The sequence below is a fragment of the Pseudomonas sp. Q2-TVG4-2 genome (genome assembly GCF_013620795.1).
Taxonomy (GTDB): domain Bacteria; phylum Pseudomonadota; class Gammaproteobacteria; order Pseudomonadales; family Pseudomonadaceae; genus Stutzerimonas.
Map to the genome: position 1 here is coordinate 124844 of NZ_LGLW01000006.1, position 21563 is coordinate 146406.

General features: G+C 62.8%; 18 protein-coding genes. 10 read left to right on the forward strand and 8 right to left on the reverse strand.

Annotation, left to right across the window (positions count from 1 at the left end; all coding sequences use genetic code 11):
* Positions 1 to 31 precede the first annotated feature (31 nt).
* Both recD and H3028_RS13960 read left to right on the forward strand, forming a co-directional pair.
* On the forward strand, positions 32 to 1870 hold the full coding sequence (recD, locus tag H3028_RS13955) for an exodeoxyribonuclease V subunit alpha (protein ID WP_181298146.1): 1839 nt from the start codon (positions 32 to 34) through the stop codon (positions 1868 to 1870).
* 127 nt (positions 1871 to 1997) lie between these two features.
* Positions 1998 to 2444, forward strand: a complete 447-nt coding sequence (locus H3028_RS13960) for a hypothetical protein (protein WP_181297622.1) — start codon at positions 1998 to 2000, stop codon at positions 2442 to 2444.
* A 57-nt stretch (positions 2445 to 2501) separates the two neighbouring features.
* Here H3028_RS13960 and H3028_RS13965 read toward each other — a convergent pair whose 3' ends face one another.
* A complete protein-coding gene (locus tag H3028_RS13965) occupies positions 2502 to 3419 on the reverse strand; it encodes an AEC family transporter (RefSeq protein ID WP_181297624.1) in 918 nt (305 codons plus the stop codon).
* Between the two features lie 158 nt (positions 3420 to 3577).
* Here H3028_RS13965 and H3028_RS13970 point away from each other — a divergent pair, with 158 nt between their 5' ends.
* Positions 3578 to 4771: a diguanylate cyclase gene (locus H3028_RS13970; protein ID WP_181297626.1), complete on the forward strand. Its 1194-nt coding sequence runs from the start codon at positions 3578 to 3580 to the stop codon at positions 4769 to 4771.
* Between the two features lie 11 nt (positions 4772 to 4782).
* Here the strand turns inward: H3028_RS13970 and H3028_RS13975 are convergent, their stop codons facing one another.
* On the reverse strand, positions 4783 to 5184 hold the full coding sequence (locus tag H3028_RS13975) for an acyl-CoA thioesterase (protein ID WP_181297628.1): 402 nt from the start codon (positions 5182 to 5184) through the stop codon (positions 4783 to 4785).
* A gap of 220 nt (positions 5185 to 5404) precedes the next feature.
* Between H3028_RS13975 and H3028_RS13980 the strand changes: the two genes are divergently transcribed.
* The 5 genes from H3028_RS13980 to phoU all read left to right on the forward strand — a co-directional run bounded on the left by H3028_RS13980 (position 5405) and on the right by phoU (position 12417).
* Entirely contained in the window at positions 5405 to 6373 is a 969-nt protein-coding gene (locus H3028_RS13980; protein ID WP_181297630.1) for a PstS family phosphate ABC transporter substrate-binding protein, read from the forward strand.
* A 213-nt stretch (positions 6374 to 6586) separates the two neighbouring features.
* Complete coding sequence (locus H3028_RS13985) at positions 6587 to 8863, forward strand: ABC transporter permease subunit (RefSeq protein WP_181297632.1); 2277 nt, start codon at positions 6587 to 6589, stop codon at positions 8861 to 8863.
* A 126-nt stretch (positions 8864 to 8989) separates the two neighbouring features.
* Positions 8990 to 10606: a phosphate ABC transporter permease PstA gene (gene pstA, locus H3028_RS13990; protein ID WP_181298147.1), complete on the forward strand. Its 1617-nt coding sequence runs from the start codon at positions 8990 to 8992 to the stop codon at positions 10604 to 10606.
* An 81-nt stretch (positions 10607 to 10687) separates the two neighbouring features.
* A complete protein-coding gene (gene pstB / locus H3028_RS13995) occupies positions 10688 to 11518 on the forward strand; it encodes a phosphate ABC transporter ATP-binding protein PstB (protein ID WP_181297634.1) in 831 nt (276 codons plus the stop codon).
* Between the two features lie 173 nt (positions 11519 to 11691).
* Positions 11692 to 12417 carry a phosphate signaling complex protein PhoU gene (gene phoU, locus H3028_RS14000; protein WP_181297636.1) on the forward strand — a complete coding sequence of 242 codons (726 nt, stop codon included), beginning with the start codon at positions 11692 to 11694 and terminating at the stop codon, positions 12415 to 12417.
* 135 nt (positions 12418 to 12552) lie between these two features.
* Here the strand turns inward: phoU and H3028_RS14005 are convergent, their stop codons facing one another.
* The gene (locus H3028_RS14005; RefSeq protein WP_181297638.1) at positions 12553 to 13926 is read right to left on the reverse strand and encodes a GTPase/DUF3482 domain-containing protein; all 1374 of its coding nucleotides are present in this window, start codon (positions 13924 to 13926) and stop codon (positions 12553 to 12555) included.
* 117 nt (positions 13927 to 14043) lie between these two features.
* Positions 14044 to 15450 carry a DUF2868 domain-containing protein gene (locus tag H3028_RS14010; RefSeq protein WP_181297640.1) on the reverse strand — a complete coding sequence of 469 codons (1407 nt, stop codon included), beginning with the start codon at positions 15448 to 15450 and terminating at the stop codon, positions 14044 to 14046.
* Positions 15451 to 15650: 200 nt separating this feature from the next.
* On the opposite strand from H3028_RS14010, the gene H3028_RS14015 reads away from it, so the two are divergent.
* Positions 15651 to 15896 carry a DUF4282 domain-containing protein gene (locus tag H3028_RS14015; RefSeq protein ID WP_181297641.1) on the forward strand — a complete coding sequence of 82 codons (246 nt, stop codon included), beginning with the start codon at positions 15651 to 15653 and terminating at the stop codon, positions 15894 to 15896.
* A gap of 54 nt (positions 15897 to 15950) precedes the next feature.
* Here the strand turns inward: H3028_RS14015 and H3028_RS14020 are convergent, their stop codons facing one another.
* The 3 genes from H3028_RS14020 to H3028_RS14030 are packed head-to-tail and all read right to left on the reverse strand — an operon-like array spanning position 15951 to position 18946.
* The gene (locus tag H3028_RS14020) at positions 15951 to 17429 is read right to left on the reverse strand and encodes a tripartite tricarboxylate transporter permease (RefSeq protein ID WP_181297643.1); all 1479 of its coding nucleotides are present in this window, start codon (positions 17427 to 17429) and stop codon (positions 15951 to 15953) included.
* A gap of 27 nt (positions 17430 to 17456) precedes the next feature.
* Positions 17457 to 17954, reverse strand: coding sequence for a tripartite tricarboxylate transporter TctB family protein (locus H3028_RS14025; protein WP_181297645.1), 498 nt, complete (start codon positions 17952 to 17954; stop codon positions 17457 to 17459).
* A gap of 11 nt (positions 17955 to 17965) precedes the next feature.
* Complete coding sequence (locus H3028_RS14030; RefSeq protein WP_181297647.1) at positions 17966 to 18946, reverse strand: tripartite tricarboxylate transporter substrate binding protein; 981 nt, start codon at positions 18944 to 18946, stop codon at positions 17966 to 17968.
* Between the two features lie 246 nt (positions 18947 to 19192).
* On the opposite strand from H3028_RS14030, the gene H3028_RS14035 reads away from it, so the two are divergent.
* A complete protein-coding gene (locus tag H3028_RS14035; RefSeq protein WP_181297649.1) occupies positions 19193 to 20386 on the forward strand; it encodes a CaiB/BaiF CoA-transferase family protein in 1194 nt (397 codons plus the stop codon).
* A gap of 82 nt (positions 20387 to 20468) precedes the next feature.
* Here the strand turns inward: H3028_RS14035 and H3028_RS14040 are convergent, their stop codons facing one another.
* Positions 20469 to 21446, reverse strand: a complete 978-nt coding sequence (locus tag H3028_RS14040) for a tripartite tricarboxylate transporter substrate binding protein (protein ID WP_181297650.1) — start codon at positions 21444 to 21446, stop codon at positions 20469 to 20471.
* Between the last annotated feature and the right edge of the window lie 117 nt (positions 21447 to 21563).

Here is a 21563-nt window from a genome sequence, read left to right on the forward strand (position 1 = left end):
AGGCCCCTGCCGGATCGAGGTGGCCACGATGATGAGTCTGTTAGACCTGCCGCTCGGCCCACTGGAGCGTGCCTTTGTCGCCAGCCTGCAACGCCTCGAACCCGAGACGCCGGAGACGGTGTTGATCGCCGCTGCGCTGTGCTGCGAAGCGCTAGCTGCGGGTGATGTCTGCCTGCCGCTCGGGCGGGTGGCCGGTAAGCGTCCTTGGCCCGATGCCGATCGAAGCCTGCCGCTGCTCGCGGTTTTGCGAGAACAGCTTGAGGCCTCGCCCCTGATCGGCGCGCCTGATGACTACGCACCGCTGATCCTCGACGGTGATCGCCTCTATCTGGCGCGCTATCAAGCCTATGAGCAGCAGCTGGCCGACCAGCTGTTGGCGCGCGGGGCCGATGCGCCGGCGATCGACGAGTTGCAGCTGAGCGAAAGCCTGACGCGACTGTTCGCCTTCAATCAGCAGAGCCCTGACTGGCAGCGTCTGGCGGCGGCACAAGCGGTACGGCGGCGGCTGACGGTGATCTCCGGTGGCCCCGGGACGGGCAAGACCACTACCGTCGTGCGCCTGCTGGCGGCGTTGCTGGAGCAACCCGGGGGGGAACGCCTCGCCATCGGCCTGGCCGCCCCTACCGGCAAGGCCGCGGCACGCATGGCCGAGGCGATCCGCAATGCCAAGGCCGACCTGCCGGCCAGCGATGCGGTCAAGGAGGCGCTGCCGGATGACGCTCGAACCCTGCATCGTCTGCTTGGTAGCCGCGGTGACAGTCCGAAGGTGCGTCACGACGCCGCCAATCCGCTGCCGCTGGACGTGCTGGTGGTGGACGAGGCGTCCATGGTCGACCTGGCGCTGATGGCCAAACTGGTTGCCGCACTACCGCCCAAGGCGCGATTGATCCTGCTCGGCGATAAGGATCAACTGGCTGCGGTCGAAGCCGGCGCGGTGTTCGCAGAACTGTGCGAGGGGCGCGGTTTCGATGAGCAGGCGGCCAACGATTTGCAGCGCATCACAGGCCAGAGCGTACCGGTCGACAGGCCGCTTTCTCGCCTCGGTGACGCAGTGGTGCTGCTCACCCACAGTCATCGTTTTGCCGGTGACAGCGGCATCGGAGAGCTGGCGCGGCGGATCAATGGCGGCGACGCCAAGGGCATCGTGACGCTGCTGCAGGAGCAGCGCACCGACCTTGCCTGGAACGCCACGCCGGCCTCGGCTGCGCTGATCGAGCGGCTGGAACAGGGCTATGCGCCCTACCTGCAGGCCGCGCGGCAAGCGGATCCCGCTGTGGCGTTTGATGCGTTCAACGGCTTCCGCGCGCTGACCGCGCAGCGCCAAGGCGCCTTCGGTGTCACTGGCATCAACGAGTCATTGGAAGCACGCCTCAAGCGTCGTCTCGGCGTGCCGGCCCGCGAACGTTGGTACCCAGGCCGCGCGGTGATGGTGCGGCAGAACGACTATGCCTTGGGCCTGTTCAACGGCGACATCGGTCTGTGCCTGAAAACCGAGCAGGGCCTGCGGGTGTTTTTCGAGGGAGACGAAGGTTTTCGCGGTTTCGCCCCGGCGCGGCTGCCGAGTCATGACAGTGCTTTTGCCATGACCGTACACAAGAGCCAGGGCTCGGAATTCACCGACGTCCTACTGGCGCTACCTGAGCAGTCCAGCCCGCTGCTCACGCGTTCGCTGTTCTACACCGGGATTACCCGCGCCAAGCGAAAGGTGGAAATCTGGGCGCTACCGGCGCGGCTCGCCGAGGCGGTGAACACCCGTGCCGAGCGAGCTGCCGGCTTGGCCGAGCGGTTGGCGCTGGAAATTGATGTCGTACCCGACCTGGACCAGGCGGCACCCGTCACGCAACCCAGCGATCAGCTCAGTCTGTTCTGACCTCCTGGCGCAATGCAGTGCCGTTCCGCGAGGCCCCGGCGGGCGTTCGTTTCCGTGAAGTCGTTGTGCGTATCGGCCGTTGAATTCTGTTCCGATGCACGCTCACCGCGAGGCAACGGATACGGGCATGAAAAAGACGTTTTTTATCCTATGGGCACTGCTGAGCTCTTTCTGCGTCGTCGGCGCCCTCATCGCCTGCTGGCTGGAACCATCCTGGATGGGCGCCGGGTTGGTGCTGCTGGCCGGCTATTACTCGCTCTGCTTCTTTCAGTTCGTTCGCGCACTCTGCCAGCCCTGGGGGCTGCTCGGCCCCAGACGCCGGGCGGGTTACTGGTTCTGTCTGTTGCTACTGCCGCTGGCTCTGCTGCCGCTTCACGCTGCGTTCGAAATCTGGCAACAGGGTAGCTATAGCGCAGAGCGCATGGGCAACGTCGGCATCCTGATCGGCACGCCGCTGCTGGCTTGGCTGCAGGACCTGATGGGTTACCTTGGGCCGATGCTGCTGTTGGCCTCGCTCGGCCTGGTCTTCGCGGTGGGGCTGCTGCGCCTGCTCAAAACCCAGGTGGTGCGCTGATCTGTCTTGGATCCAGTTGCCGTTTCGGCGTGGCTGCAAGCGAAACGTCAACAGACCCTAGCCGTTCAGCAGGGTTAGCACCAGGGGTAGGCTGGCGGCGGCGAGCAAGGTCTGCAACGTGATAATGCCCGCCATGAGATGGCTGTCGCCGCCGAGCTGGCGGGTCAGTACGTAGGCCGTCGGCGCTGTGGGCAAGGCGAAGAACAGCACGAGGATGGTCGTCTCCATTGCCGGCAGGTTGAGCAGCCGAGCCACCGCGTACGCCAGCAGCGGCACGGCCAGCAGGCGAAGGGTGCTATTCCAGCCGAGTGCGGGGATTTCGCCGCCGAGTTCCCGCGGTTTTAGTGCGGCACCGACACATAGCAGACCCAGCGGCAGGCTTGCGGCGGCGAGCAGACCCAGCAAGCGATCGGTGCCGCCAGGCAGGCCCAGTCCAGAGAGATTGATCAGGGCGCCGGCTACGCAGGCGAGGATCAGCGGGTTCTTCAGAATCGGTAACAGCAGCGTGCGCACGCTGACGCCACGCTCGGCGGTCAGCGCCCACACAGACATGACGTTCACCGTGGGCACCATCAGAGCCAGCATCAACGCCGCCAGCGCCAGGCCTTCCTTGCCGAACAGACTGCCCACCGCCGCCAAGCCCAGATAGGTATTGAAGCGTAGCGCGCCCTGAGCAAATGCGCCGAATCGGGCGGCGGACCAGCCGCGCACCCGTTTGAACAGCAGCAATCCCGCCCATGCGACACCCAGCCCCAGCATGACTGCCCCGGCCAGGCGCGGTAACGCGGGATTGGTCAACGGTGCGGTAGCCAGGCTGCTGAACAGCAGCGCCGGGAACAGCACGAAGTAGTTGATCCGTTCGGCACCGGGCCAGAAGGCCTCACTGGGAAATTCACGCAATCGCAAGAAATAGCCGGCGATGATCAGAGCGAATAATGGCCAGAGAGCAAGCAGAAGGGCAGTCACGCGATACATCCATGAACGTAGGTCAACGGATAGTGGAGCGCCGCGGCAACGTCCGCAAGCCAGTCGTTTATTCTGTTGCGACGTTGGAAGCTGAGCGCTCATCAGGAAAACGAGCGCAATGATATCGAACTGATACTATCGTGGGGGCCTGCATACGAGCCGCACCCATGCGAACGATAGAAAAACAGTCTGCCGAAGACTATCGGGACACACTCTACGGACAACAGCTGCTTCACGGCTTCCGTCGCCTGCTGTTCGTTCCGGAATTGGAGCGCGAGTTCCGCGTTTATCTGGATCGTCAGGCGCGACTGGCGCAACAGCTCGGCGCCTGCCTGCTGATCTTGGTAGTTGGTGGTTATCTCTATGCTGAACAAAGGCTATTTGGTCACCTTGATCCCGAGTGGCTGTACGAGCTGACACTGCTGCGTCTGCTGCAGATCATTCCTGGGCTGGTGGTGCTGTCGATAACCTTGTTCTTCAAGCAGGTGCGGGACATCGCCAGTCGCATGCTCCCGCTGTTTGTCGTGATGATCGGGGTGATCGCGGCGCGGATTGATATGCAATATGAGGTCACCCAGCCGGAGCTGGCGTTTCGCTACGGTGCTGGCCTGTTGATCATCTGTTCGTTCTTCTTTCTCGGCGTAACCTTCTGGCGTGCTCTGGCCAGTGCGGTGGCGATCGTCCTCTTCGATCTACTCATTGCGGTCATGATTCTTTCGCCCAACGAGTTGCAGGTGCACTGGATCTCGGTCAGCTACTACCTAGTGTTGCTGGTGCTCGGCGCCATCAGCCGCTATGCCCACGAATACTCTCAGCGAGAGCAGTTCCTGATACGCAAGTTGCTCGGCTGGGTCGCCCAGCACGATGCCATGACCGGTCTGGCCAATCGCCGCAGTTTCGATACCACGTTGCAGCAAATGCTGCTGCAGGCGCGGCGCGACCGCCAACCGCTGACCTTGATGCTGTTCGACCTGGACAATTTCAAGAGTTACAACGACAGTTTTGGTCATCCCGCCGGCGATGTCTTGATCAAGGAGTTCGGCATATTGCTCGAGCGCTTCGCACGGCGCCCGCTGGATATGGCAGCACGAGTGGGAGGCGAAGAGTTCGCGTTGTTGTTATTCAACTGTGACGCGGATTCGGCTCGGGAGATTGCCGGGCAGTTTCTGACGGCGCTTGCCGAACGTGCAATGCCGCATCCGGCTGCCCCTGGCAGCCATGTTACTGCGAGCATCGGTGTGGCGATGCTGCAGCCGGAGCAGACCGCTGCACAGCTGTATCAGGCCGCAGATGCCGCATTGTATGAGGCCAAGCAGGCCGGCAAGAATCGCTACGAGCTGAGCCCGCAGTCAGCGAGGTGAGCGGTAAATGGTCAGCGTCGTGGCGTGACGGGGCGGGTGCGGCCACTGCCGTCGATAGCGACGAAGACGAATACGGCTTCGGTGACCTTGCGCCACTCACTCGATAGCGGGTCATCGCTCCAGACTTCCACCAACATGCGAATCGAACTGCGTCCAATATCCAGCGTCTGGGTATAGAAGGATAGTTGCGCGCCCACCGCCACCGGCACCATGAAGGCCATGCGATCGATGGACACCGTCGCCACGCGTCCACCCGCCGCCCGGCTAGCCATCGCGGTGCCCGCCAGATCCATCTGCGAGACCAGCCAGCCACCGTAAATATCACCGAAGCCGTTGGTTTCCCGTGGCAGGGCGGTTAGTTGAAGGGCGAGATCGCCCTGCGGGATCGGGTCTTCCTGTTCGTACTCATTCATCGGATCGGACTCACGGCGCGTTTGTTGTTCTGGCGCGGAAACCCCACGGCAGTGCGGGCCGGCCCGAGTATAGCGGCTGTATGCGGCGGCAGCGACCGACACGCGAGAACTTCCCGGCCGTCACCAGATTGTCATATTCCCTTCATAGAGTGTTCACACGGCCTGCAGACAATGGCCTCCGTTCCAACACCCTCGAGCACACCCCTGCTAGGAGCAAGGTATGACACTGAATCGTTTGATGGCGGCCCTAACCTTTGTTGCCGCTGGTGTAGGCGCTGCTAACGCAGTTGCTGCGGTTGATCCGGCACTGCCGACCTATGAGAAGACTTCCGGTGTTTCCGGCAACCTGTCCAGCGTCGGTTCCGACTCTCTGGCCAACCTGATGACCCTGTGGGCAGAAGACTTCAAGCGCAGCTACCCGAACGTCAATATCCAGATTCAGGCTGCCGGCTCCTCCACCGCACCGCCAGCGCTCACCGAAGGCACGTCCAACCTCGGCCCGATGAGCCGTCCGATGAAGGACAACGAGATTCAGGCCTTCGAAGAGAAGTATGGCTACAAGCCGACGGCCGTACCGGTCGCCATCGACGCCCTGGCTGTGTTCGTGCACAAGGACAACCCGATCGAGAGCCTGGACATCGAGCAGGTCGACGCGATCTTCTCCAGCACCCGCCTGTGCGGTGGCGAGAAAGACATCACTACCTGGGGTGACGTTGGTCTGACCGGCGAGTGGGCGAACAAGCCGATTCAGCTGTTCGGTCGTAACTCGGTATCCGGCACCTACGGTTACTTCAAGGAAGAAGCGCTCTGCAAAGGTGACTTCAAGCCTAACGTGAACGAGCAGCCGGGTTCCGCTTCGGTGGTGCAGTCGATCTCCAGCACCCTGAACGCCATCGGTTACTCGGGTATCGGCTACAAGACCTCCAGCGTCCGCGCCGTACCGCTGTCCAAGGGTGGCGAGGCCTTCGAAGCCAACGAAGAGAACGCTCTGGCTGGCAAGTTCCCTCTGGCTCGCTTCTTCTACGTCTACGTCAACAAGGCGCCGAACAAGCCGCTGAGCCCGATCGACGCCGAGTTCCTCAAGCTGGTGCTGTCGAAGCAGGGTCAGGAAGTCGTGGTAAAGGATGGCTACATCCCGCTGCCTAAGAAAGTCGTCGACAAGACGCTGAACGAGTTAGGTCTCAACTAAGACCTGATGCCAGTCCCGCGGCGCTCGCCGCGAGCTGGGCAGACGCCCGCCACGCCATGCGCGCTGGCGGGCGTCGTCGTGTCACGGTGATGTAATTTTTCTGTCACACAATTGCATTAAATTAGGCGCCCGACCGGCCCTCGGCAGTCACTGAAACGACTCGCGCCAGATGGCGCTGCAGTTTTGACGGCCTGAGTGGCCAGGATCCTTCGCATGAACGATATAGAGACCATGAGCGCGAATTCCGATGTGCAACGGCTGGATTTCAATACCCCGGCTCTGCAACGCAAGCGCCGTATACGTGCGCTGAAAGACAACCTGGCGCGCTGGTACGTCTCCATTGGTGGCCTCGCTGTGCTTGGCGCGATCACCCTGATCTTCTTCTACCTCGCTCAGGTCGTGGTGCCCATGTTTCAGGGCGCCGAGCTGGAGGCGCGCGATATGCAGCAGCCGGCTTGGCTGGCCGATGCCGGTAAGCCGCTGCTGCTGGCGGTAGAAGAGCAGAACAAAGTTGCCATGCGCCTCGGCGCTGACGGCCAGGTGCGCTTCTTCAGCGTCCAGACCGGAGAGTCGCTGCGTAGCATCGCGCTGCCGTTGCCGGCGGACAGTCGCATTGTTTCGGTTGGCGAGGATACGCCTGGCAATCGCCGGATGGTGCTCGGCCTGAGCAACGGCCAGGTGCTGGTCGCCGAGCACAACTATAAGGTCAGTTACCCCAGCGGCAAGAAGACCATCACGCCCCAGCTTGACTATCCCTTCGGGGAAGAGCCGCTGGATCTGGATCCGCAAGGCCGACCCATCGAGCATGCGGCAGTCAGCCTGAACGGCAAGACCTTGATGGTTGCTGGCGCCACTGACAGCGTTCTGCATGCCTTGAGCATCTCGGCCACCGAGAACTTGCTTACTGGCGAGACCAGCCTGGAGCAGACGCGCCTGAACCTGCCGCAGCTCTCCGAGCCGATCAAAGCGTTGCGGGTCGATCCTCGCCACATGTGGCTGTTCGCGGTGAGTGGTCGGGCCAGCGTTGACGTCTTCGATCTGCGCCGCAAACAACTCAACGGCCGCTACAAGCTGCTCGGCGGCAACGGTGAAATCACTACCGTCGCATGGCTGCTTGGCGGCATTTCGCTGATGGTCGGCGATTCTGCGGGTGGCATCGGTCAGTGGTTCATGGTCCGCAGCGACGATGGCCAGGCCGAACTGAAGAACGTGCGCAGCTTCCAGTTGGGCGATCAGCCGATCAGCCAGATCATTCCGGAACAGCGCCGCAAAGGTTTCCTCGCCCTGGATACTGCCGGTACGCTGGGCATCTTCCACAGCACTGCGCACCGTACTCTGTTGACCGAGCAGGTCGCCGACGGCGCCGCCGTGGCGGCCATGTCCCCGCGAGCCACTCGCCTGCTGGTAGAGTCTGGCGACCAGCTGCAGCGTTTCGTGATCGATAATCCGCATCCGGAAATCTCCTGGAGCGCACTCTGGGGCAAGGTCTGGTACGAAAGCTATCCGGAGCCTGATTACGTCTGGCAGTCGACCTCGGCAACCGGCGATTTCGAGCCCAAGCTGAGCCTCTCGCCACTGGCCTTCGGTACGCTCAAGGCGGCTTTCTACGCCATGCTGTTGGCGGCTCCGCTGGCGATCTGCGCGGCTTTTTATACCGCTTACTTCATGGCCCCCGCGCTGCGTCGCAAGGTCAAGCCAGTAATCGAATTGATGGAGGCGTTGCCGACGGTCATCCTCGGCTTCTTTGCCGGCCTGTTTCTCGCGCCATATCTGGAAAACCACCTGCCCGGCATCTTCAGTCTGCTTCTGCTGATGCCTGTTGGCATTCTGCTGGCCGGCTGGTTCTGGAGCCGGTTGCCGGAAAACATTCGCCTGAGCGTGCCGGATGGCTGGGAAGCGGTGCTGCTGATCCCGGTGATCCTGTTCGTGGGCTGGGGGGCGCTGGCGGTCAGCGGCTACCTGGAAAACTGGTTCTTTGGCGGTGACATGCGCCTGTGGCTGTCCAACGACATGGGCATCCCCTTCGATCAGCGCAACGCCCTGGTGATTGGTCTGGCGATGGGCTTCGCGGTGATTCCGACGATTTACTCGATTGCTGAGGACGCCGTGTTCAGCGTGCCACGCAGCCTTACCCTGGGTTCGTTGGCCCTGGGTGCGACGCCCTGGCAGACGCTCACTCGCGTGGTGCTGCTGACCGCCAGCCCGGGGATCTTCTCCGCCCTGATGATCGGTATGGGCCGGGCTGTCGGCGAAACCATGATCGTGCTGATGGCCACCGGCAACACGCCGATCATGGAAGCCAACATCTTCGAAGGCATGCGCACCCTGGCAGCCAACGTCGCGGTGGAAATGCCCGAGTCGGAGGTGGGCAGCACCCACTATCGCGTGCTGTTCCTCGCCGCGATGGTGCTGCTGATGTTCACCTTCGTGATGAACACGCTGGCCGAGCTGATTCGCCAGCGCCTGCGCCGTAAGTACGCCAGCCTGTAATACGAGCCGCGCCTGCGGGCGTAACACGCAGCCGATTGCGGCTGCGACAGATTTCGACAAAGGTATCGATCCGTGAAAAAGGATTCGCTGAAAACCTGGATCAAGAGTGGCACCCCTTGGGTCTGGATGAACGCCGGCGCCGTGTCCATCGCCGTGATCATGACCCTGGGGCTGCTGGCGGTGATCGCCGTGCGCGGCCTTGAACATTTCTGGCCGGACGACGTAATCGTCACCGATTACCAGATCCCTGGTGGCGAGCGTCGGGTGATGGCCGGGGAGGTGGTGCAGTCCGAAGAAGTACCCCGTGCTCGCCTGGCAGCCAGTGGCCTGCCGGTGGACGTTGAGGGCGGCGAGTTCATGACGCGCGAGCTGCTCAAGGTCGGCAACCGCGAGGTATATGGCGCGGATTTCTCCTGGGTCGTCGGCGAGTGGCTGAGCAACCCGCGCAAGCCTGTCGACCTGGTTGCTCTGGAGCGTCGGGAGTGGGGCAATTTCTACGGCGAGCTGATCGCCGTCAAGGAGAACGGCGAACTGGTGGCCGAGGGTGAGGCTGCATGGGATGAGTTGCAGCGTCGCATCGAGCGCATCGATGAGCTGCATGGTCAGATCGCGCATCTGGAGAAGGTCGATATCGGCCGCATCAACCACGGCCTCGAGCGCCTGCGCCTGAAGACCCGCAAGCTCGAGCTCGACAATCAGCTCGATGAGGCTGCACAAGCACAGCTCGATGCCGAACGTGCCCAGTGGGACACCGAGTACAAGGCGCTCGAGGGCGAGCTGGTGGCGCTCTATCAGGGCTTCAATCGTGACAGCATCACCATGCGCACCATGGACGGTCAGGAGAAGGAGATCAGCCTCGGCAAGATAGTGCGCGCCTACCGCCCGAACGCTATGTCGACTCTCGACAAGTTGGGTTTCTACTTTGCCAAGCTCTGGGAGTTCGTCAGTGAAGAGCCGCGCGAGGCGAATACCGAAGGCGGCATCTTCCCGGCGATCTTCGGCACCGTGCTGATGACCATCATCATGGCAGTGATCGTCACCCCGTTCGGCGTGATCGCGGCGGTATATCTGCGTGAATACGCCAAGCAGGGCATTCTCACCCGCATCATCCGCATCGCGGTGAACAACCTCGCCGGCGTGCCATCGATTGTCTACGGAGTGTTCGGCCTGGGCTTCTTCGTCTACGTACTGGGTGGCTCGCTCGACCGCATCTTCTACCCGGAAGCGGCGCCGGCGCCAGTATTCGGTACGCCCGGCCTGTTGTGGGCATCGTTGACGCTGGCGATCCTGACCTTGCCGGTGGTGATCGTCGCCACCGAGGAAGGTCTGGCGCGTATTCCGCGAATCCTTCGCGAAGGTTCGCTGGCGCTGGGTGCGACCAAATCTGAGACGCTGTGGAAAGTGGTATTGCCGATGGCAAGTCCGGCGATGATGACCGGCCTGATCCTCGCCGTGGCGCGTGCCGCGGGTGAAGTGGCGCCACTGATGCTGGTCGGCGTGGTCAAGCTGGCACCGAGCCTGCCGCTCAACGGTAACTACCCCTATTTGCACCTCGATCAGAAGATCATGCACCTGGGCTTCCACATCTACGACGTCGGTTTCCAAAGCCCCAACGTCGAGGCGGCGCGGCCCCTGGTCTATGCAACGGCGCTGCTGTTGGTGCTGGTGATCGCAATCCTGAACCTCTCTGCAGTCGTGATTCGTAACCATTTGCGCGAAAAATACAAAGCGCTCGACCACTAATAGCCGACAGACACGCTGGAGGCCCGGCGCTGCAAAAATCCGCAGCCGTGCTTCTAGCCTCCAGCGATACGGAGACATCTCATGTCACAAACAAAGACGCATTCCATCGACATCTCGGCGCTGGGTCGTGACAAGCGCGCACTGGATCTGGCCAACGAAGCCGTGGCCATCGAAGTGCCCGACCTGAGCCTCTACTACGGCGAAAAGCAGGCGCTGTACAACGTCAGCATGAACATTCCGCGCCAGCGCGTGACTGCCTTCATCGGCCCGTCCGGCTGCGGTAAGTCGACCCTGCTGCGCTGCTTCAATCGGATGAACGATCTAGTCGATGGCTGCCGCATCGAAGGCGCGATCAACCTCGATGGGCACAACATCTACCGCAAGGGCGAGGACGTCGCCGACCTGCGCCGTCGCGTTGGCATGGTGTTCCAGAAGCCCAACCCGTTCCCCAAGAGCATCTACGAGAACGTGGTCTACGGCCTGCGCATTCAGGGCATCAAGCAAAAGCGCGTGCTCGACGAGACCGTCGAATGGGCGCTCAAGGGCGCGGCGCTCTGGGATGAAGTCAAGGATCGCCTGCACGAGTCGGCACTGGGCCTTTCCGGCGGCCAGCAGCAGCGCCTGGTGATCGCACGGACCATCGCCGTGCAGCCCGAAGTGCTGCTGCTCGACGAACCCAGCTCGGCACTCGACCCGATCTCCTCGCTGAAGGTCGAGGAACTGATCTACGAGCTCAAGGCCAAGTACACCATCGTCATCGTCACCCACAACATGCAGCAGGCAGCGCGGGTGTCGGATTACACCGCGTTCATGTACATGGGCAAGCTGATCGAGTATGGCGATACCGATACGCTGTTCACCAATCCCGACAAGAAGCAGACGGAAGACTACATCACCGGCCGCTACGGCTAAGGCCATGTGAAACCTCCTCCGGCTTTCGGGCGCGCTTGACGTACTACTCGTATTGTCGGCGCGCGCCCTCCGCGCCAGTGAGGATTTCCCAAGGGTCTTAGTGTTAATTCGGTATTCTCAAGGTGCGCTGCGCACCAGAGCCGCCTAGCGGCAGCCTCCTCGGAGCGAAACAGATGATCAGCAAAGACAGCCACACCCAACACATTTCCCAGCAGTTCAACGCCGAGCTGGAGGAGGTGCGCAGCCATCTCCTGGCCATGGGCGGCCTGGTGGAGAAACAGGTCAACGATGCGGTCACCGCGCTGGTCGAGGCGGATTCCGGGCTGGCGCAGCAGGTCCGTGATGTGGATGACCAAATCAATCACATGGAGCGTGACATCGACGAGGAGTGCATTCGCATCCTTGCCCGCCGTCAGCCGGCAGCGTCCGACCTGCGGCTGATCATCAGCATCTCCAAGTCCGTCATTGACCTGGAGCGCATCGGCGACGAAGCAACCAAGATCGCCCGTCGGGCCATCGAACTGTGCGAAGACGGCGAGTCGCCGCGCGGCTACGTCGAGGTTCGCCACATCGGCGACCAGGTGCGCCGAATGGTGCAGGAGTCGCTGGATGCCTTCGCCCGCTTCGACGCCGAGCTGGCGCTGTCGGTCGCACAGTACGACAAGACCGTCGACCGCGAGTACAAGACAGCACTGCGCGAACTGGTCACCTACATGATGGAAGATCCGCGTTCGATCTCTCGCGTGTTGAATGTGATCTGGGTCCTGCGCTCGCTGGAGCGAATCGGCGACCACGCGCGCAACATCGCCGAGATGGTCATCTACCTGGTGCGCGGTACGGACGTGCGCCACCTGGGTCTGAAGCGAATGGCCGAGGAAGTCGCCAACAAGCGCGACTGACGGGATCGGTTAGCCGAATCCGGCTCAGCATCATAGGGTGGGCCTCAGCCCACCCTACTTGTTAGGCGTTCCACGTCAGCCCACCCTACGTGCTTGGCGCTCCGTCTCAGCCGACCGGACAGCAGGCGAAAGGGCTCAGCTCTTATGCAGTTCGGCCTGCAATGCACTCATCGCCGCCTGGCGCTCGCCGTCTTGCAGCCGGGCGTCGGGATTGAGCGACGACCATTCCGGGTGCGCGCGGCAACGGTGCAGCGCCTCGGGCAGTTTGCCCTCGCGCCAGGCTTTGTCATCTGGCGTATCGAGGCGGATGGCATCCACCGCGGCGTGCCCTCGGGCCGCGAGGGCGGCCAACAGCTGCCGCTGGCGCAGAGCGAGCAGGCGCAGCACGGCATCGTCGACCGTCAGCTCGCGTTGTCCCTTGAGCTTGCCCAGCAGGCGGTTGCCATAGTGCCGTGCCGTCTGCGCGCCGCCGCCGGCGATCGCGCCGAGCAGCGCCGCCGCACCTAGCGTGATACCACCGACCATAAGGTCGACGCCGGCACCGGCTGCCGCACCGGCGGCCATGCCGCCACCGATCTTCACGCCAAGCTCTTTGAGCGTTTCCGGGTTGAATAGATCATCGCCCCAGCGGCCGTCGAGCAAGGGCAAATCGGCCGGCGCGGCATCCTGTGGGCGGAAGCCGTAGAGGCGCAGCATGGCTTCCACACAGCTTTGCTCGCGTGCGCGTACGGCGTCGTGCAGTTCACGAATGGCACCGCGTTCCAGCTCCGGCTGGGCGGCGACGCTACGCCGACAGGCCGCCACATCCACCAGTAACTCGGCGATCAACCGATTGCCCTCGCTCAGCCGTGCGGCGGCCTGGGCTTCATGGTCGTCGATAAGGCGCTGCAGCTTGGGACGCGACTGCTCCAGTAGCAATGCGAGGCTTTCATAGAGCCGGCGCTCGCCGTCGATCGGCGGCGCCACGCTGTCGTAGCGCACCAGGGCGTGCAGCCCCAGCCGCGCCAGCGCCTCGCGCCATTCAGCTTCGCGATGGCCGGGTAGCGCGACGAAGTTGAGCACGGGAAGCAGCGGCTTGCCGCAGCCAGCGAGCACCGCCAACTCATCCTTGTACTTGGCCAGTATCGGCTCGCGGGCGTCGATGATGTAGAGGCCGGCATCGCTGGCCAGCAGCTGGCGCAGCACCTTGGCCTCCTGCTCGAAACGTTGGCGTGCCTCGCTGCCTTCGAAAAACCGGGCGGTGCGCGCCGGACCATCAAGGCGCTCGCCAGGGCGTTCGATGCGCTCCAGATGGTCGAGCAGAGCGATCGCATCTTCCAGCCCCGGCGTGTCGTAGAGCTCCAGCAGCGGCTCGCCATCCACCGACAGCCGCGCGCCCTCGACGTGACGAGTGGTACTCGGCCGATGCGACACCTCGCCGAAGCCGATATCGCGGGTGAGGGTGCGCATCAGCGAGGTTTTGCCGACGTTGGTGTGGCCGACCAGGGCGAGTGTCAGCGGCGCGCTCATGGCTTATGGCCCCGCTGCGTTCGCCGTTGGAGGAGCCAGCTAGCTGGCGATCTTCTGTACGAAGTTGCCGCTTTGATCGCCAGCAATCTGGCTTCTACTAGAATCACGCTGCGCTCATCAGTCATGGCCGCTCTCCAGCCAGGTCAGTGGTGCGCTGGTGGAATGAGGCAAGGCGAGGCTGTCCAGCGCCTGTTTCCAGTCCTGTAAGCGGTCGCTGTCCAGTGCCTCGCCGGCCTGAGGCTGCAACAGCCAGACGCGGCTCTGCGCGGCGCAACGGCTGAGCTCGCCGATCAGCGCCCGGGTGCCGCGATCCGGCGATCGGCGAGGATCGCAGGCGATGGCGAGACGTTGCGGTGGGAAACGTGTCAACTGCTCCAGCAACCGACGCCGCTGCTCGCGATCATCCAATACGCCAGCATCAGCAACGGACTTGGGCAGTTTCGGGGGCCAGGGATGGCTCGGGTCCAGCTCGATGGCAACCAGCACCGCGCCCTCGCTGCCGTCCAGTTGTGCGCCGGCGCCTGGCGCGTGCAGTTGTTCCGGCGCGGCGTCGCTGACACCGAGGCGCTCGCTGGAGGGCTGCAGACGCTCACGGAGCAGCCGGTAGGCGGGCAACTGCAGGTCGAGCTGTAGCTGTGCCCGCCCACGTCGCCAGCGCCACAGGCAGAACACTGCAAGTAGCAGGCGCGGCAGTAAACCGTAGACCAGCATCACGCCAACCAGCCAGCCGGCCCAGCTTTGACGGGCGGTTTCGGCGCCCCCGGTCAGGGCTCCGCTGGCGCGGATCTGGTCGATATCCGGCACGCTGAAGCCGAGCAGCGAAGGCAACGTACCGAGCGCCTGGGTCAGGCTGATAAATGCGCCTTCGCCAAGAATGGTGGTCTCCCAGAGAAAGCCGTAGCGCCGCGTGGCCAACAACGCGAGGAGGGTCAACAGGGCGCTGCTCATCGCAACTAGCCATAAACCGTGCACCCCGAGCCCTAACAGCCAGCGCCCGAGGCGACGCTGTTCCAGCACGGCCAACAGCGCTGGCGCCAACTGCACGGCGCGGGCATCCCGGGACAGCTTTTCGCTGAGCCAGAGCCATAGCCGACCCAATGCGCCGCCCGTATCGCCAGCGAAAAGAAAACCCAGCAGCCAGCCCAGCAGCATCAACAGATTCAGCCCGAGCAGGCTGCCCAACGCCCAGAACACATTGACCGGCCGTACCCCATCACCAAGCGCCGCGAATGCCAGTCCAGCGCCGGTGAAAAGCGCGAGCAGAACGAGTGCCAAACCGGCCAGCCGCGCGCCCTGCCGCCAGTGTCGCAGCGCGTCGATCAGACCGTCACGGCGTGCTAGCCACAGCGCACGATATTCAATCCGTTCAGGCAGTTGTCCGCCCTGCGCACGGGCTTGGCGATTGGCTTCGGCATCATCGAGCGGGCCGGCATGCTCTTCGCGCAGGCGCACGGCTTCGGTCAGCCAGAGGCGATCGAGTGTGTTCGAAGGCGGCAGGGGAGGTGGGGACACGCGGCTTCTCATAGATGGGCTCGGTCCTGAGGATAACCCTTACCGGCCAAGAGGGTGAAACGGCCGTCCGCTGGCGCAGCGCGCGGATTTTGCTAGCATCCGCCGCCGATCATCTGATCGCTCCGCGGTTCGCCGCGTCATCTGCCAGGGACAGACCGGTTCGCCAAGCAGCGCTTTTCCGCTGCCCTGCGCACCCTCAAAAGGACTTTGCCATGAAAGACGTCTTCTTCTTCGACTCCATGCTGACGCCGAAGATCATTATCTTTATCTACTGGCTTGGGTTGATCAGTGTGGTCATCGGTGCGATCGGCACAATGTTCGCCGAGTATGGCGGTGGCTTCTGGGCCGGGCTCGGCATCCTGCTGTTCGGTCTGATTGGCACACGGGTCTGGTGCGAGCTGTTGATTGTGCTGTTCAAGATCAACGAGAACCTGCAAAAGATCGCCAACCGTCAATGATCATCAAGGGCGGCGTCCATGCCACCCACAACTGTGACTCGCTCCTCGCTTCACTCAACTGGCCTTGATGCGCTCCTGCCAGTAGCGGCGAACCGCGAAGAACAGCGAAAGCGCGGTGAGGATAAGGAAAATCCAGGTGATCGGGCCGCGGAAAAAGATCATTGGATCGCCGCGGCCGATCAGCAGTGTGCGCCGCAGGTTGTCCTCGAACATGGGCCCGAGGATGAAGCCGAGCAGGAAGGGTGCGGTGGCGAACCCGGTGCGGTTGAACACGTAGCCGACCACGCCAAACACCAGCATCAGGCCGATATCGAACACGCTGTTGTTTACCGCGAAGGCACCGTAGACGCAGAACATCAGCACGATCGGCAACAGGATTTCCTTCGGGATGTCAGCGACCAGGGAGAAATACTTGATGACGCCCTGACCGACGAACAGCAGCACCGCCGAGCTCAGCATGATGCCGCAGAACAGTGCGTAGATCAGCGTGAGGTTTTCCTGGAACAGCACCGGGCCGGGCGTCAGCCCGTGGATCATGAAGGCGCCGAGAATGATTGCGGTGATCACGTCGCCCGGAATACCCAGCGACAACAGCGGGATTAGGGTCGCGCCGGCCACGCCATTGTTGCCGGACTCCGCCGCTGCCACGCCTTCGAGCTCACCTTTGCCGAAATTTGCCGGATTCTTCGAGCGCCGCTTGGCCTCGCTGTAGGAGATGAAAGACGCCGCGGTGGCACCGGCGCCGGGAATGGTGCCGATGATCACGCCGATTACCGAACCGCGGAAGATGGTTTTCAGGCTGGCCTTGAGCTCCCCGAGGGTAAGGCCTACGCCGCTGCTGGCGGCGCGGATATGGGGGCCGGCCTTTTTCAGGTAGAAATCGATCACCTCCGGCACCGCGAACAGCCCGATCAACAACGGCACGAAGGAGACGCGATCCATCAGGTTGTAATTGTCGAAAGTCAGCCGCTGGCTGCCGTAGACCATATCCATGCCGATCGACGAGACGATGACCCCGAGGCAGGCGGCAATCAGCCCCTTTACGGGCGATTCGCCGGCGATGGAGATGATGATGGTCAGCGAAAAGCAGATCAGCCAGAAGAATTCCGGCGGGCCGAAATTCAGCGCGACCTTGGCCAGGTAGGAGGCGAAGAGGATCAGCGCCAGATTAGACAGCACGTCGGCGATACAGGACGAATAGAGCGCCATCTGTAGCGCCTTCTTGGCCTTGCCCTGTTGGGTCAGCGGGTAGCCGTCGAGCAGCGTGCAGGCCGCCGCGGGCGAGCCGGGGGTGTGGATCAGGATGGCGGTGATCGAACCGCCGTACATGCCGCCCTTGTAGATGCCCACCAGCAGCAGGATCGCGGTTACCGGCTCGAGACTGAAGGTAAACGGCAGCGCCAAGGCTACGGCCATGGTCGCCGTCAGGCCCGGAATGGCGCCAACAACCACGCCGATCAGCACACCGATGCCAATCGCGACGAAATTGTCGACGCTCAGGAACAGGTCCAATACTTCGGAAAAGCCTTCCATTCGGTCACTCGCGGATGAGGGGCAGGGTCAATCCCAGAGCGTGCCGGAGGGCAGCGGGACGTTCAGCACATGGATAAACAAAAGGCTCACCAACCATGGCAAGGCGACAGCCAGCAGGTAGAGCCAGGGCTTGCGCACCGGGTGCGCAGCAAACAGCAGGAGAGTTCCGAAAACGCCGGCAGCGATGGCGCCCAGCGGCTCGAACAGCAGCCAGTAAACGCCCAGCCCGCTGAGCATGACCAGCCAGCGCCATGGCGGTGCGGCGCCCTCTTCGGGATCCCCCGCGGTGCGCTTCGGCGGGCGCAGACAGCCTTCGATGATCAGCGCCAATGACAGCGCGGCCACCAGCCAGCCGGCCGCACTGGGGAGCCAACGTGGCGACTGCATCGGGTTCTCGACCATCGGCGCCTCGTCGATGTAGTTCGGCACGAGGTAGAACAGAAACACCAGCGCGGCCACCAGCCAGATCGCACCCAGCAGCGTGTTGATGTTGGCCCAGCGCGGCAGGCCGGCAGCGAGCGTCATGGTGAATCTCCTTATTGGAGTTCGGCCTGGCCGGCGACGTCCTGCCAACGCTCGACATCCTGTGCGACATAGTCGCGGAACTCATCGCCTTCGTGGGTCGCCGTCTCGCCGCCAATCTGCGCTACGAAGTCCCTGAAGCTCTGGTCCTCCATGACGTTCTCCAACGCGCCTTGCAGGGTTTGCACGGCTTCATTGGGGAGACTTTCATCGGCGATCAGGCCGAACCAGGCGGTGGTGACGAAATCGCCAAGGCCCAGGTCGGCGCCGAGCTTGGACAGCGGCTCGACGCCCGGCAGATACGGCGAGGGCTCCGCGGAGGTCACCGCCAGCGCCCTGAGCTTGCCGGACTTGATGTGCGACAGCACGGTCGGCATGTTCTCGAACGACACGTCTACGTCACCGCCGAGCAGGGCGGGCAGGGCCTCGCCGCTCCCGCGGAACGGCACATGGGTCATCTTGGTGCCGGTCATGGTCTTGAACAGCTCGCCGGACATATGGATCGAGCTGCCGATGCCGGAGGAGCTGAAGGTCATTTCCTTGGTTTTAGCCGCCTCGACGAAGTCTTCCACGCTTTTGTAGGGGCTGTCAGCCGGGACCACCATGACGTTGGGAATCTCGATGACGTTGCGGATGAAGCGAAAGTCCTTCACCGGCTCGTAGGGCAGTTTTTTGTAGATCACCGGGCCGATGGTGTGACCGGGCGAGGCCATCAGGATGGTGTGGTCGCTGCCGCGACCGCCACGGGCCAGCTGCCCCGTGGCCATGGTAGAGCCGGCGCCGGGACGGTTCTCGACGACCACGGTGCCGATTTCCTTCTGCAGCAAGTCTGCAACCTTGCGCGAAAGCACGTCGGTGGTGCCGCCTGGAGCGTAAGGCACGACTAGGCGAACGGTGTCGGTCGGCCAATTGGCGGCCTGAGCGGATATGGATGCGAGTGGAAGCGCGGCGCTCAGCAGAAGCAGGCGCAGGGCCCGCGGGAGAATCAGTGACATGGAGCTTCCCTTTTTTCTAGTTGTTGTGTGGTGTCCAATCAGCGAACGAAAGCGCAAGCGGTGGCTTTCAGTCAACTTTGGCGCCTAGATCAGACATCGCTACCTTATAGGATGATTTTCTGGCGAGCCCATGGATATCCAAAAAGTGTTCGATAATCGCACGCTTGTGCTGTCGGCACTGCTTGTGGTTTCGGCACGCTTGGGCCAACTTCGATCCTTTTGAGCAATTCGGTGAAGGAGGTGCGGGTGAGCGTTCTGCAAGGCATCAAGGTATTGGATCTGACCCGCATACTCGCCGGGCCTTGGTCGACCATGGCGCTGGCCGATCTCGGTGCGGAGGTCTGGAAGATCGAGAGTCTGGAAGGCGGCGACGATACCCGCAGCTGGATGCCGCCGGCCAAGGCCGGCATCTCGACCTACTACCTCAGCGCCAATCGCAACAAACAGAGCTTGGCAGTGGACCTGCGCAAGCCGGAAGGCCGCCAGTTGATCCTCGATCTGGCTGCACAGGCGGACGTGGTGGTAGAAAATTTTCTGCCGGCGAGCCTCAAGCGTCTTGGGTTGGACTACGCGGCGTTGTCGGCGGTCAATCCGCGGCTCATTCACTGCTCGATCACCGGCTATGGTCGTGACAATCCGCTGGAGAATCGTCCGGGCTACGACTTCATCATCCAGGCTGAGAGCGGTTTCATGTCGATCACCGGCGAGAAGGAAGGCGAACCGATGCGCTTGGGCGTCGCCTTCATCGACTTGGTCACCGGCATGAACGCTGTTCAAGGCATTCTCGCCGCGCTGTACGAGCGTGAAAGATCCGGCTTCGGCCAGTCGGTGGACATCGCCTTGTCCGACAGCGCGCTGCACTTTCTCGCCAACATCGCCTCCGGCTACCTCAACACCGGCAAAGTGCCGCAGCGCTATGGCAATGCACACGCCAGCATCGTCCCCTATCAATTGTTCAACACCGCCGACGGTAGCATCGCCCTGGCCGTGGGCAACGATGACCAGTACCGGCGACTGTGCCTGGATGTACTGAAGCGACCGGAGCTGCACAACGATTCGCGCTTCACCCAGAACAAAAGCCGCACCGAGAATCGCGAGCTGCTGATCCCGATGCTGCAGGAGGCGTTCGCGGGTTGGAACAACGAGGGGCTGATCGCCGCGCTGCGTGCGCAGAGCATTCCGGTCGGGGAAGTGAAGGACGTGGCTCAGGCCTTCGAGTCGGAGACCGCTCGGCACCGTGAGCTGGTGATCAGCGCCGAGCATCCAGTCGCCGGAGAGGTGCGCATGGTACGTAGCCCGTTGCGCCTGTCGCGGACGCCGACCGTCTCACCCAAGGCGCCGCCGATGCACGGACAGCACACCGACAGCGTGCTCGGCCGAGTGCTCGGCAAGAGCGACGCCGAGCTGGCAGCGTTGCGCGAGGCCGGTGCTATCCGCTGATGATGCCTGGCGAAAAGGAGTGGGGTGGGCTGAAGCGGAGCACCGCCCGGCCCACCCTAGGCTGACTGGCCGTTGTGAAGCACTACTGGCCGAGTTCTGCCTGACCCGCGACGCGCTGCCAGCGTTTGACATCTTCGGCGACGTATTCCCGGAAGGCATCGCCCTCTTCGGTCGCCAGCTCACCACCTAGCTGGGCGACGAAGTCCTTGAAACTCTGGTTGCCGAGCTGCTTGTCCAGCGCGTCCTGCAGCGCCTGCACGCCCTCGTCGGGCATGCTGTCGTCGGCGACCAGACCGAACCAGGCGGTGGTTACGAAGTCGGTGAGACCCAGATCGGCGTCAAGCTTGGACAGCGGCTCGACGCCCGGCAGATACGGCGAAGGCTCGGCGGAGGTCACCGCGAGCGCGCGAAGCTTGCCGGATTTAATATGCGACAGCACTGCCGGCATGTTCTCGAACGACACGTCCACGTCGCCACTGAGCAACGCCGGCAGGGCCTCGCCGCTGCCGCGGAACGGCACATGGGTCATGTTCGAGTTGGTCATGGCTTTGAACAACTCGCCGGACATGTGAATGGAGCTGCCGACGCCTGCCGAGCTGAAGGTCATCTCCTTTTCCTTCGCCGCCTTGATGAACTCCTCAACGCTGTTGTAAGGGCTGTTCGCCGGAACGACCATGACATTGGGAATTTCGATAACGTTGCGGATGAATTTGAAATCCTTCACCGGGTCGTACGGCAGGTTCTTGTAGATCACTGGGCCGATGGTATGGCCGGGCGAAGCCATGGCGATGGTGTGGTCGGCGCCGCGTCCGCCACGGGCCAGCTGTCCGGTGGCCATGGTCGAGCCGGCGCCGGGGCGGTTTTCCACCACCACGGTGCCGATTTCCTTCTGCAGCAGGTCGGCGACCTTGCGTGAGAGAACATCGGTGGTACCACCCGGTGCATAGGGCACCACCAGGCGAACGGTATCGGTCGGCCATTCGGCGGCCTGGGCTACGGAGGCGAGCGGGAGCGTGGCACCCAGCAGGAGGGGCAAAAGGCGTTTGACGATGGGCTTCATGTTCGTTCCTTCTTGTGGTTGTTCTATGGAATCACCGCCGTCTGCATGACGAGCGGTCGCGGCCAGGCCACAAATGTAATACCTGGCCAAGTGTAGGTGGGTTCCATGCCCCCGAAA